This is a genomic window from Vibrio sp. 2-Bac 85 (genome assembly GCF_037546705.1).
In the GTDB taxonomy this organism is placed as follows: Bacteria; Pseudomonadota; Gammaproteobacteria; order Enterobacterales; family Psychromonadaceae; genus Psychromonas.
This window is the reverse complement of the sequence record NZ_JALAAB010000014.1, coordinates 116,191-129,263: the sequence shown is the minus strand read 5'-3', so window position 1 is coordinate 129,263 and position 13,073 is coordinate 116,191. Positions and strand designations below refer to the sequence as shown.

At 38.3% G+C, this 13,073-nt stretch carries 9 protein-coding genes; 4 read left to right on the top strand and 5 right to left on the bottom strand.

The features are described 5' to 3' along the window. The first annotated feature begins 266 nt into the window (after positions 1-266). On the top strand, positions 267-812 hold the full coding sequence (locus MT390_RS14565) for a gamma carbonic anhydrase family protein (RefSeq protein ID WP_166373311.1): 546 nt from the start codon (positions 267-269) through the stop codon (positions 810-812). Between the two features lie 522 nt (positions 813-1,334). Beyond that, on the top strand, positions 1,335-2,126 hold the full coding sequence (locus MT390_RS14560; protein WP_499441883.1) for a 2OG-Fe dioxygenase family protein: 792 nt from the start codon (positions 1,335-1,337) through the stop codon (positions 2,124-2,126). 279 nt (positions 2,127-2,405) lie between these two features. Here MT390_RS14560 and argH read toward each other — a convergent pair whose 3' ends face one another. From argH to argC, 5 genes are all read right to left on the bottom strand, one after another. Further along, the gene (argH, locus tag MT390_RS14555) at positions 2,406-4,286 is read right to left on the bottom strand and encodes an argininosuccinate lyase (protein WP_166373307.1); all 1,881 of its coding nucleotides are present in this window, start codon (positions 4,284-4,286) and stop codon (positions 2,406-2,408) included. A gap of 161 nt (positions 4,287-4,447) precedes the next feature. Then, a complete protein-coding gene (locus tag MT390_RS14550; RefSeq protein WP_166373305.1) occupies positions 4,448-5,656 on the bottom strand; it encodes an argininosuccinate synthase in 1,209 nt (402 codons plus the stop codon). 27 nt (positions 5,657-5,683) lie between these two features. Then, on the bottom strand, positions 5,684-6,592 hold the full coding sequence (locus MT390_RS14545; RefSeq protein WP_166373303.1) for an ornithine carbamoyltransferase: 909 nt from the start codon (positions 6,590-6,592) through the stop codon (positions 5,684-5,686). Positions 6,593-6,629: 37 nt separating this feature from the next. Next, on the bottom strand, positions 6,630-7,415 hold the full coding sequence (gene argB / locus MT390_RS14540) for an acetylglutamate kinase (protein ID WP_166373301.1): 786 nt from the start codon (positions 7,413-7,415) through the stop codon (positions 6,630-6,632). Positions 7,416-7,427: 12 nt separating this feature from the next. Continuing rightward, positions 7,428-8,438: an N-acetyl-gamma-glutamyl-phosphate reductase gene (argC, locus tag MT390_RS14535; RefSeq protein WP_499441881.1), complete on the bottom strand. Its 1,011-nt coding sequence runs from the start codon at positions 8,436-8,438 to the stop codon at positions 7,428-7,430. Between the two features lie 671 nt (positions 8,439-9,109). On the opposite strand from argC, the gene argE reads away from it, so the two are divergent. Then, positions 9,110-10,255 carry an acetylornithine deacetylase gene (gene argE / locus MT390_RS14530; protein WP_166373297.1) on the top strand — a complete coding sequence of 382 codons (1,146 nt, stop codon included), beginning with the start codon at positions 9,110-9,112 and terminating at the stop codon, positions 10,253-10,255. A 164-nt stretch (positions 10,256-10,419) separates the two neighbouring features. Next, positions 10,420-13,062 (top strand): phosphoenolpyruvate carboxylase, encoded by a 2,643-nt coding sequence (gene ppc, locus MT390_RS14525; protein ID WP_166373295.1) that lies wholly within the window; start codon positions 10,420-10,422, stop codon positions 13,060-13,062. Positions 13,063-13,073: the final 11 nt, after the last annotated feature.

The window sequence follows — 13,073 nt, the reverse complement described above, 5'->3', positions numbered from 1 at the left end:
TTAATTTAACTTAATTTCGAAGCGAACAACGAAGCGTTAATACGTTAAAAACTATTCTCAAACTCGCTGAGTAACTTGCGCTACACCCCGTGTCTGTGGGGTCGCATTATAGGGATTGAGATCACATTGGCAAGTGTTTTATTGCGATTTATTGCAATTAATTTTTATACCTACTTTGAACACAAGTTATCCACAATTTTGATTTTGTTATCCACACTTTTGTGTCGTATAGTGGCCTTTTATTATGTCGATCAAGAAGGTTTATTATGTTTCCTACACTACGTCCTTATAAGAATATCTATCCTACAATTGGTAATGCTGTTTATATTGACCCATTTTCTTCCATAATCGGTGATGTTCACTTGGCAGATGACGTGAATATCTGGCCGATGTGTGTTTTACGTGGTGATGTTAATTCTATCTATGTAGGTGCTCGTACTAATATTCAGGACGGCTCCATTCTACATGTGGCTAGAAAAGGTGAAGCAACCGTTGATGGTTACTCCCTGAATATTGGTGAAGACGTCACGGTTGGCCATAAAGCAATGTTACATGCTTGTACTATAGGCGATCGTGTTTTAATTGGTATGGGTGCGATTGTATTAGATGGTGCTCATATTGAAAATGAAGTGATCCTTGCAGCAGGCTCCTTAGTGCCACCCAATAAAGTGTTAGCTTCTGGTTTTTTATATGTAGGTTCTCCTGCAAAAGCAGCACGTGCTTTAACTGAAGCTGAATTTGCTTTTTTAAAACGTTCTGCCAGTCATTACGTTAATTTAAAAAATGAATATCTTGAAGAAACTTCTGCATAATTGCTATAAGCAGCAATAAATACTTCATTATCTATTAAATAGCAGTACAGCGGCTTTTAAGAATAAGCTATGTACTGCTCATCTAACTATCTATTCGTCTAATCATCTAATCATCTATTTATCTATCCATTCATCTATCGACTCTTTGCAATTATCTATTATTTTTATCTGCATGTTTGAATTCTATAGCAGAATTTATAAGGCTCCAGATTAAGATCAAGTCATTAATACCAATCAGTGCATAACATTCTGGATTAATAGTAAATAAACTTTTCTAACTTGTTCCCCCTTTTACAACAACTCCAATCAGCGAACATACAACGCTCATCAATTAAAGTGCGATCAAATCGTTCCCATCAGATTAAATAAATCTCACCGTTTACATTAAACAATTTTTTATCTCCCTCCTCTAAATGAATACTTAAATTGATACCCAGACAATGAGGCTATACCTTTTGTCCCGTTAGAAGATCAATAGCTTCTGACTTCTTTCTTTAAAAACTATTCATAAAAGGAAATACAATGAAAAATATAAACGTTGATTATGTGCAAAATCCAAGCATGCCACCTTTGTTAGCTAAACTCCCTTTTTGGCCAGTCCATGTTAGGCAAGATATTGATAAACAATGTTGGAGTAAAACCAGTATAAGTGAGCAGATAAACCTAACTGAATGGCAGTCTTATTTAGATGGTCTACCAAAGGACCCTTATGTTCAAACACGTTGGAAAAGTATGTCTTGGCTTTATTTCAATGAAAGCAGCGAGCTTAAAGTATTAGATAATTGTCCGATGGCACAAGGGGGGGCTTATAATGATGCCGATACAATGGCGAATAAATTACGGCATTATCCCGCACTCGATAAAAATTTCTTAGCGCGTGATGATGTACAAGAATTTGTTAAGGCTTGGGCGGGACTTTGGCGTATTGATCCAAACGAGCCGATCCTTATGCAAATCACAGGTGTTAAAGGAAAGCAGTCATTAGATCCTTTACAAGGTCAAGGCATTCATCAAGATGGTAGTAAGTTCTTAAGTATTCTTGTGCTTAATAGAGATAACGTGACGGGAGGAGTTAATACTATTTATAAAGATAAAGCAGGTGAGCAGGTCATTTCAAAAACGACATTAGCCCCTGGTGAAATACTACATATTCAAGATGATGAAGTTTTTCACCATATCTCTTCTGTACAAGCACTTGATCAACAACATTCCTTTGAGCGCTTCATTATTATCATAAATGCACGTTTTAACGATACTTTTCAAAATCGTATTTTACGTCAACATTTTGCGGATGCAGTGCTTGATAATGGTTAATACCCATCACACTAATTAACTGAACTTGTTTAATAGAATTGGTACAAGTGCTTTAGCGTCTTTCATTTAACATGCAACTTCAGCCAACATTGGATATACGAGGCATTGTTAAAAAGGGACGAAAATTCACGGAATAGCTTAATGAATAGCTAGTTTGGTAGGATTTCGGACAGGTGGCAGTTAATCACAACTTATATATAAATAATAAGGTGTGTTTCATTACTTAGATTCAAATAATAGAAACACACCTTTATTTACAGGATTTACAGAGCCTTAATTTTAGTTTTTGCTCATTTCTTTGTGTAGCAACATACTGGTTTTATAGTTTAACTCGAGCGCTTTTTCACTATTGGCATGTTCACTGACAAACATTGCACAATCTTTTAGCACTTTTTCTGGCATAGTCGCTTTGCTTTCAGGACTAAAGCCTAGTTTCATAAAGAAATCTGGCATACGCGTTAATACAAATAAACGTTTAATCGCTAAGTTTTCTGATTTTTTCACTAATAGCTCAACCAATGCACTACCTTGGCCACGGCCTTCATAACCAGGTTCGATTCCTATTGAACGAATTTCAGCTAAACCTGTGTCATAAATGTGGACAGATCCACAACCTGCTACTATTCCGTCTAGTTCAGTGACAACAAACTCATCAATTGATTTTGCTAAATCTGATTTATCACGTGGTAAGTTTTCACCTTTCTCGGCCCAGTAATTAACCATTGACTCAATACGGTCTATATCTTCAACATTTGCAGTTCTAATAACAATGCCTGACTTGCCACGTTTAGATAAACGTTGCTCAGCTTCTGTTAATGCAAATTCCACTTGATGCGGTGCAACGCCACCTAATGCGGTACGCGCAGCTAAAGTTGCTTCTAATGTTAAGGTTGGATAAACATCATCTTCAATCACACTAGAGAATTGCTTAAACTCTGCAACGGTTAAATCTTCTAATGGTACGCCTTTTTCGATCGCGGCTACCACGGCAACACCTACGATATGGTGTGCTTCACGGAAAGGGATCCCTTTGGCAACTAAATAGTCGGCCAATTCAGTTGCATTTGAGTAACCACCCTGTGCAGCTTCTTTAGTACGTTCTTCATTGACTTTAAGGTTTGTTAACGCCATTGCGCCCATTTCTAAGCAGTCACCCCATGTATCTAATGCGTCAAATAGACCTTCTTTGTCTTCTTGCATATCTTTGTTATACGCAAGTGGTAACGCTTTTAATGTCATTAACATACCGGCTAATGAACCAAATACACGTCCAGACTTACCACGAATCAATTCCATTGCATCTGGATTTTTCTTTTGTGGCATTAATGACGAACCTGATGTCACTTGATCTGACATTTCAATAAAACCAGACTCACCACTATTATAGAAAATTAAATCTTCAGCCATACGTGATAGATGTACCATTGATAATGTTGCACAACTCATCAATTCAACAACGTGGTCACGGTCTGACACTGAATCTAAACTATTGCGTGTTGCACGTTTAAAACCTAGCGAATGTGCTAATGCTGTTCTATCCATCGGATAACCAGTACCGGCTAATGCACCACTGCCTAATGGGCAAGTATCCATGCGATCAATACAATCTTCTAAACGGCTATGGTCACGCTCTAACATTTCTAAATAAGCTAAACACCAATGTGAAAATGTCACTGGCTGAGCACGTTGTAGATGCGTATAACCTGGTAAGACAACAGATTGATGAATACGCGCTAATTCAATCAACTTAGCTTCTAATGTATTAAGGTGAACAATTAACTCTTGTGCGGTTTTTTTACACCATAATTTCAAATCTGTAGCAACTTGGTCATTTCGGCTACGACCTGTGTGTAATTTTTTACCTAAATCACCGACTTTATTGATTAATTGCCCTTCAACCCAAGAATGGATATCTTCGGCGTCAGATTGTAATACTTGCTCTGGGTTGGCTTGTACTGAAACTAGCAATTCATTTAAGCTTTTATCAATACTAATTTGTTCATCAGAAGTTAATACATTTACCGCTAACAACGCTTTTGACCATGCTATTGAGCCAATAATATCCTGTTCAGCTAAACGGTAGTCAAACTTCAAGGAATCATTAAATAATTTAAATTTTACGTCTGCCGCTTGGCTAAAACGTCCGCCCCATAGTGCCATTTGTTACTCCATTCTGACTTGGCAATCATGCCAAATCCATTTGTTAAGGGATTACTATTAATTTCACTTCTATTTATAAACGCACTGTTTTTTAAAAACGCTTATAAATAGAAATTCCTGCCCTCGATAACCGAGGGCAGGAATTTTATAACATATTTTGTTTATTTGTTACTGTTTAGCTTACGAATGCGGCTAGACAGTGAATATAAACGGATGAAACCTTCAGCATGTTTTTGGTCATAAACGTTATCATCACCAAATGTAGCAAACTCTTCAGAGTAAAGACTATTTGGAGAACGTTTCTTAACTGCTGTTGCTTGTCCTTTATATAGACGTACAACTACTTCACCGTTTGCATCTTTTGCTAGTGACTCAGACGCCGCTAATAAAGAACCACAAAGTGGTGTAAACCAACGACCGTCATACACTAAGTGAGCAAATTCTTGGCCCACTTGATCACGCCAGCGACGAGAAGGTTTGTCGTGTACTAATTCATCAATACCACGAAGTGCAGTCACCATCACTGTACCTCCAGGCGTTTCATAACAACCACGAGACTTCATACCTACTGTACGGTTTTCAGTGATATCGATACGGCCCACACCATGTGCTGCGGCTTTTTCATTCAATACCATTAACGCATCGTAAGGAGACAAAGCAACACCATCTACTTCAGTAACACGTGCATTTTCAACTTTTAACGTTACGTATTCTGGTTCATTTGGTGCATCAAGCGGATCAACCGTTAATGTCCAAACACCTTTACTTGGTTCGTTGTATGGGTCTTCTAGCTCGCCACCTTCGTGCGAAATGTGCCATGCATTTGCATCACGGCTGTAGATTTTTGTTGCTGAAGCCGTTGTTTCAATATTACGCTCAGCAAGGTAATCCAATAGGTCTTCACGAGAAACCATATCCCATTCACGCCAAGGTGCAATAACACGTAGCTCTGGTGCTAATGCAGCAAAACAACTTTCAAAACGAATTTGGTCATTACCTTTACCAGTACAACCATGACAAACGGCATCTGCACCTACTTTTAATGCAACTTCAACCTGAGCTTTTGCAATGATTGGACGAGCCATAGAAGTACCTAATAAATAAGTACCTTCATACACTGCGCCAGATGCAATTGTTGGGTAGATGTAGTCTTTAACAAATTCTTCTTTCAAGTCAACGATGTGACATTCAGAAGCACCTGAAGCAATTGCTTTTTCGTGCAAACCAACTAATTCTTCTGCTCCTTGGCCTACATCGGCACAAAACGCTACGATTTCACAATCATCATAAGTTTCTTTTAACCATGGAATGATTGCTGATGTATCTAGACCGCCTGAATAAGCGAGAACAACTTTTTTAACTTTACTCATTGATTATTTCCTTTCGTCTACATCTATTTATTTATTAATTAAGGTAAGCATAATAGCGTTTTGTATGTGCATTCTATTTTCAGCTTGATCAAAAATCAATGAAGCTGGACCATCCATTACATCTGAGGTGATATCTAAACCACGATGCGCTGGTTGGCAATGTAAAATATGCTTAATACCGGTTTGGTCAAGTAAGTCTTGATTAATTTGGTACGGCATAAATTTAGCTTTAATTTGTTCTAACGGTGTATCGTCGCCCATTGATAACCAAGTGTCACCATAAACAACATCATAACCTTTAATATCATCAATATTATTGGTTACAGTAATTTTTGCACCCGTTTGTTTTGCAATTTCTTCTGCTTTTTTCATGATTTGCGCATCAGGACTATGACCCAGTGGGCAAACAGCCGTTACCGTTGCACCTAAAATAGCGCCGGCAATAAATAATGAATGCGTTACATTGTTACCATCGCCGATATAAGCAAGTTTAACTTTTGTTAAATCATCATAGTTTTGTGCAATGGTTAAGAAGTCCGCCATGCCTTGACACGGATGGTACAAGTCACACAGAGAATTAATCACTGGCACACTTGCATACTCCTGCATTTCAAGCAGTGTGTTGTGATCAAATACACGCGCGACAATACAATCTGCCCAACGCGAAATATTAGCAGCAAAATCTTTCACATCTTCGCGGCTACCCATTGCGCCATTCGTTTGATCTAAATAAACGGCATGGCCGCCTAATTTGTTAACACCAATATCAAAAGTAACACGTGTACGTAGTGATTGCTTTTCAAATAAAGTAACAACGCTTTTACCGGCTAATGCCTGCGCATATTTACTTGGATTGGCTTTTAAATCTTTACCCAATGCAATCAAGTCTAATGCTTGTTGTTGAGTCATTTCCATGCCGGTTAATAAATTTTCCATTGTCACTCTCTACTTATTTCTTTATTTAATTATTTAATTATTTAATTACTTTGGTTCCCACTGCTTTACCTGCAAGCAATGACACTAAATTCTCTGGATTTTTCCAACTTGCTAACATTACATAACCTAATTCATCGGCGGCTTGTAATGCAGCTTTTACTTTGACAGCCATTCCATCTTGAATCACATTTTCAGCAATAAGTGTATCAGCTAGTTGTGTATTTAACTCAGGAATAACCTGTTTCTGTGCGTCCCATACTCCATCCACATCGGATAAAAATACCAGTTCAGCGCCCACCAGCTCACAAATAGCAATCGCAGCTTGGTCTGCATTAACATTATAAAGATTACCATCCTCACCTATCGCGATCGATGAGATAACTGGCAAGAAACCATTACCTAGCAAGCTATTAATAAGTTTTGGATTATTAGGGCTACATACTCCCACAGCACCTAGGTCAGGGTCCATCTGCTTCACCGAGCAGCTAAAGCCATCAGCTAATGATAATCCAACCGCCGACAACCCTGCTTGTAATGCTTTTGCCATCAACAATTTATTTGATGTACCTGCAAGTGCACCTGCAACATATGGAATTTGATCAAATGGTGTAATACGTAAACCATTTTTCTTTTCACTTTTGATGTTCATTTTATTAAGCACATCTTCCACAATCACACCACCACCATGCACTAACAATAATGGGCGTTGTTGTATTGCCAAATATTCCGTCAGTGCGGTAAATAAATTAGACAATGCTTGATTGTTTTCTAGTACTGCTCCGCCTAACTTAATAAGTAGCGGTTTTTGTTGTGATTGTGTCATTGAGGATCCGTTTTATAAAATAGAAGTCGTAATATCAAAACCAAAACGTAAATTAATGCATTGCATCGCCTGTGATGAAGCACCTTTAAGTAAGTTATCAATAGCACTAAATACGACTAAATCTTCGCCATCAAGTGCCCAACCTAAATCACAAAAAGGCGTACCGACTACATTTTTAAGCGCAGGAAAAGACCCTTCCATTAAACGCACAATCGGTTTATCTGCATAAGCAGTTTGATAAGCTTGATCTATTTGTTGTTTAGTCACACCTTCATTCACAACCACATTGATACTCGCTAAAATACCACGTTTAAAACTACCTAAATGTGGCGTGAAGACTACGTTTGTACCCAAGTGTTGATCAATTTCTGGTTTATGACGATGTGTGAATACACCGTAAGGCTGTAAGCTCACTTCACAAAAACTACTGGCTACATTGGCTTTACGGCCTGCACCACTAACACCACTAGTAGCATTAATCGTTGGTTTGATACCTGATTTAATTAATCCCGCTTCAAACAATGGCTTTAATGCGGTTAATGATGCAGTTGTATAACATCCCGGAACTGCGATTAAGTCAGTCTTTTTCACTTGCTCAGCATTCCACTCAGCCAAACCATAAACGGCTTGTGCTAATAACTCAGGGTATTGATGCGTAAAACCATAATACTTTTCATAAAATCCAGCCGATTTCACACGGAATGCACCAGATAAATCAAATACCACTGTATTTTCAGCTAAAAATAATGGCGCTAAGTCATGGCTGACTTCATGTGCTGTTGCCAAAATAACGATGTCTATATTTTCACAAGCAGCTTTAATGCCGCTTACACCGAGAGGTTGTAGTGGTAAATCTACGCAACCGCGTAAATTGCCGTATAAATCGGAGATTTTTTTATCCTTATCTAAACTACCTTCAGAAACATATAACCCAGATAATTCGATACTTGGGTGGCGCGTTAAAAACGTCGCTAATTCTGCTCCCGTGTAACCACTAGCTCCCACTACAATCGCTTTTAACATAAAAAAATTCCTGATTAATTACTGACTTAATATGTGATAAATAAACTCGAGTAACAGTATAAAGGTAGAGTCACTTGATATAAAGCTATACTCTAAATCAAAGTGACTATTTATTCAATAAATGTGAATAAATATTTAAAAGATGTTAAATTGCTTTTTGCTTGTAATAATTTGCTTATTTCGGCTTCTAAAATTCATTCGGAAATCAACTGTAAAGCATTGAATATAAATGAATTTAATTTTTAAAACTTTGTATCTAAAAGTCATTTTCAGTTGATTATTGGCGTGCTACAGCTAATCGAGCCTGTGTTTTACAGCTCGAATAAAATGATAAAGTTGCTTGCGTTGGATAAAAGATAAAAAGTAAGCCAATTAGTTATTTTTTTATGAGGATAAAAATAGCTTTAATATTACGCACATTCAGGCATAAAATAAAAATGCTTAAATATTTAGAGCCACCACAGAGTAATGTAAAAAATTGTAGTAAACACAGAATATACCAAAGTAGGTCTATTCATTAATAAACATCATCTTTATAACTCGTTGTATTAAGAGTGTGATCTTGTATCAATAAAATAAGTGATTTTCCTATTAATAAATCATTTATTTTAGCCACAACAGTGGAACAGTGAGTTAATACAATGAGCTTAAGCTCAATATTAAGGAACAGTATGTCATTACCAGCTTTCATCGACTTATATAAAGGCCTTATCAAACTACCTTCCATTAGTTCCACAGATAGTGCATGGGACCAAAGTAACGTTGCCGTGATCAATCAACTTGCAGAATGGTTAACTGACCTCGGCTTTAGTACCGAGATCACTGAAGTAAAAGCAGCACCAGGCAAGTTTAACTTAGTAGCAACACTCGGTTCAGGTGACGGTGGCTTATTGCTTGCTGGCCATACCGATACCGTGCCTTATGATGAAGGTAAGTGGCAGACGGATCCATTCCAAGTGGTAGAAAAAGACAACCGTTTATATGGTTTAGGTACTATCGATATGAAAGGTTTTTTTGCTTTTGTTATAGAAGCATTAAAAACAATCGACCGTGAAAAACTCACTAAACCGCTACGTATTTTAGCGACTGCAGATGAAGAAACTACCATGTCTGGTGCTCAACAGATCTCCGAGCAAAAACATTTTAAACCTGATTATGCCGTGATTGGTGAGCCGACAGGCATGGTACCGGTGACTATGCATAAGGGGCATATGTCTGAAGGGATCCGTATTACCGGTAAAAGTGGCCATAGCTCAGATCCGGATAAAGGCTTGAATGCGATTGAAGTAATGCATTTAGTATTGTCTGAACTTAAGAAAGTGCAGCAAACTTTCAAAGAAAAATATAACAATCCACACTTTGAAGTGCCTTACCCGACACTCAACTTTGGTGCGATCACTGGTGGTGATAGCCCTAACCGTATTTGTGGTTGCTGTGAGTTACATATTGATATGCGCCCTATTCCTGGTGTTACCACTAATGAATTATTTATTACGGTGAAAGAGGCATTAACCGAAATTGAAAAACGCTATCCAAATTGTATAGAAATGTTCCATTTGCATGAGCCGATCCCCTCTTATCAGTGCCCACTGCATTCAGATTTGATCGATAATGCGGAAATTTATACTGGTAACAAAGCCACCAGCGCTAATTACTGTACTGAAGCACCATTCATTCAAGCATTAGGCTGCGATACCATCGTCCTCGGCCCAGGCCATATTACTCAAGCACACCAACCGAATGAATTTTTAGATCTCTCCTTTGTAAAGCCAACACAAGAGGTAATAACAAAACTTATTCATCACTATTGTTCATAAAATATAAGGCGTAATTTTCTCGTAATTAAATTACGAAAAAATTATTTTCAAGAAAATAAATATACAACGCAAGCGAAGCTAGATTGACTAGCCTCTTCATTGTGGTATTTTATTTAGTTCTACGACAAGAAATTGTAATTTTATTACAGGAATAGGGAAGTACGATGACAGAAGAATATGCAAACCTGCGAGGCAATGTTAGTTTATTAGGTCAATTACTTGGAAAAAGTATTAGCGACCACCTTGGTGAGTCATTCCTTGAAAAAATTGAAAACATTCGTCAGCTTTCTAAATCATCTCGCGCAGGTAATAACCAAGATGGCGAGCGTTTGATTGAAGTGTTATCAAACTTAAGTGACCATGAATTATTACCAGTAGCACGAGCATTCACGCACTTTTTAAATCTAGCGAATATCGCAGAACAATTCCATGGTATTTCTCGCCATTGTGATACTGGTGTTTGTGCACCTGATCCGCTACAGCAATTAATCTCAAAATTAAAAAACAGCGATATCTCAGAAGAAGAGATGCAAAAAACAGTTGCTGAATTAAAAATGGATATGGTGCTAACAGCACACCCAACGGAAATAACACGTCGTACTTTGATCCACAAACACAGTGCTATTAATCAATGTTTAAGTCTTTTAGAACTCACTGATATCTCAGATAAAGAACGCGACCAGTTGTTAATACGTCTTGAGCAGTTAATTACACAAGCTTGGCATACCAATGATATTCGTAAAAACCGCCCAACACCTGTAGATGAAGCAAAATGGGGCTTTGCGGTTATTGAAAACAGCCTATGGGAAGCTGTTCCTCAATATGTGCGTGAACTAGACAAAACCTTACAGGACGGTTTAGGTATCTCTTTACCACTTGACGCTTCGCCAATTAAATTTACTTCATGGATGGGTGGAGACCGAGATGGTAATCCATTTGTAACGGCCGAAGTTACCAAAGAAGTATTAATTACTAGCCGTTGGGTCGCTGTAAGTTTGTACCTTGAAGATATTCAGGAACTAACTAAAGAGTTATCAATGGATAACTGTGACCCAGCTTTACGCGCTATTGTGGGTGAAGGTGTTGATGAACCTTACCGTGCAATCCTACGTAAATTACGTACCGAATTAAAAGAAACATTAACGGCATTAAGCGCAACCTTGCAAGGCCATGAAAGCAATGCAAAAGATATCATCATCACAACTAAGCAGCTTAAACAGCCATTAGAGTTATGTTACAACTCTCTGATCAATATGGGCATGGCTTCTATTGCGAACGGTTTGTTATTAGATATTTTACGCCGTGTAAACTGTTTTGGTGTCAACCTGGTTAAATTAGATATCCGTCAAGATGGTGAACGCCATGGAGATACTTTATCTGAATTAACACGTTACCTAGGTATTGGCGATTACAACGCTTGGAATGAAGAAGATAAACAAGCCTTCTTATTACAAGAGCTAAATAGTAAACGCCCGCTTATCCCTTCTGCTTGGAAGCCTTCCGCTGACGTTCAAGAAGTATTAGATACTTGTAGGGTCGTTGCAGCAACTGACCCTGAAGCCTTAGGCATTTATATTATTTCAATGGCTCGCCAAGCTTCTGATGTGCTAGCAGTGCAATTGCTACTAAAAGAAGTAGGTTGTCCATTCCGTATTCCTGTTGCTCCATTATTTGAAACATTAGACGATTTGAATAATGCAGCCGACGTTATGAAACGCTTATATGCAGTTGACTGGTACCGTGGTTATATTAACGGTGAGCAACATGTCATGATTGGTTATTCTGATTCAGCGAAAGATGCAGGCGTAATGGCGGCTAACTGGGCGCAATACACCTCGCAAGAAGCATTGATTAAGATCAGTGAGCAAAATGATATTCAATTAGTATTGTTCCACGGCCGTGGCGGCACAATTGGTCGTGGCGGTGCACCAGCACAACAAGCATTATTGTCACAACCTCCAGGTTCTTTAAAAGGTGGATTACGTGTAACAGAGCAAGGCGAAATGATCCGCTTTAAGTTTGGCTTACCAAAAGTAGCGGTACACAGTTTGAACCTTTATACCGCGGCTATTTTAGAAGCTAACTTGCTGCCACCACCAGCACCAAAACAAGAATGGCGAGATGTAATGCAACAATTTGCAGAGCAGTCATGTGAAGAGTATCGCCACTTTGTACGTGATGAGCCTGACTTTGTGCCTTATTTCCGCAGCGTGACACCAGAGTTAGAGTTAGGAAAATTAGCTTTGGGTAGCCGCCCCGCTAAGCGTAAGCCTAACGGTGGCGTTGAAAGTTTACGTGCAATTCCATGGATTTTTGCTTGGAGTCAAAACCGTTTGATGTTGCCAGCATGGTTAGGCGCAGGTACATCACTTAAAACATTACTCGATGAAGGTAAAAAAGACCTATTACAAGAAATGTATGTTAACTGGCCTTTCTTCCATACTCGTTTAGAAATGTTTGAAATGGTATTCATGAAAGCTGATGAAGAGTTAACTAAGTTTTATGAAGAACGTTTAGTACCCAAAGAGTTATGGCCTTTAGGTGAACGCCTACGTGAGAACCTGAAATTAACTCGCGAAACGGTTTTAGAAACCATTCCAGATCACCAGTTAATGCAAGAACAACCTTGGATAAAAGAGTCAATCAAACTACGTAACCCGTATGTTGATCCACTAAATATGTTGCAAGCTGAGTTATTGTCTCGTTCACGTTCGTGTGAGAAAAATGAAACGATTAACCCAGATATTGACCAAGCGTTAATGGTGACTATTGCAGGTATCGCGGCTGGTTTACGTAATACAGGTTAATCACTAGGCTT

What these genes read in the sequence shown, in the direction of transcription:
- MT390_RS14550 (WP_166373305.1), bottom strand. Translation starts at nt 5,656, where the DNA reads ATGAGTAAAGTTAAAAAAGTTGTTCTCGCTTATTCAGGCGGTCTAGAT.
- MT390_RS14545 (WP_166373303.1), bottom strand. Translation starts at nt 6,592, where the DNA reads ATGGAAAATTTATTAACCGGCATGGAAATGACTCAACAACAAGCATTA.
- argH (WP_166373307.1), bottom strand. Translation starts at nt 4,286, where the DNA reads ATGGCACTATGGGGCGGACGTTTTAGCCAAGCGGCAGACGTAAAATTT.
- MT390_RS14560 (WP_499441883.1), top strand. Translation starts at nt 1,335, where the DNA reads ATGAAAAATATAAACGTTGATTATGTGCAAAATCCAAGCATGCCACCT.
- argE (WP_166373297.1), top strand. Translation starts at nt 9,110, where the DNA reads ATGTCATTACCAGCTTTCATCGACTTATATAAAGGCCTTATCAAACTA.
- MT390_RS14565 (WP_166373311.1), top strand. Translation starts at nt 267, where the DNA reads ATGTTTCCTACACTACGTCCTTATAAGAATATCTATCCTACAATTGGT.
- ppc (WP_166373295.1), top strand. Translation starts at nt 10,420, where the DNA reads ATGACAGAAGAATATGCAAACCTGCGAGGCAATGTTAGTTTATTAGGT.
- argC (WP_499441881.1), bottom strand. Translation starts at nt 8,438, where the DNA reads ATGTTAAAAGCGATTGTAGTGGGAGCTAGTGGTTACACGGGAGCAGAA.
- argB (WP_166373301.1), bottom strand. Translation starts at nt 7,415, where the DNA reads ATGACACAATCACAACAAAAACCGCTACTTATTAAGTTAGGCGGAGCA.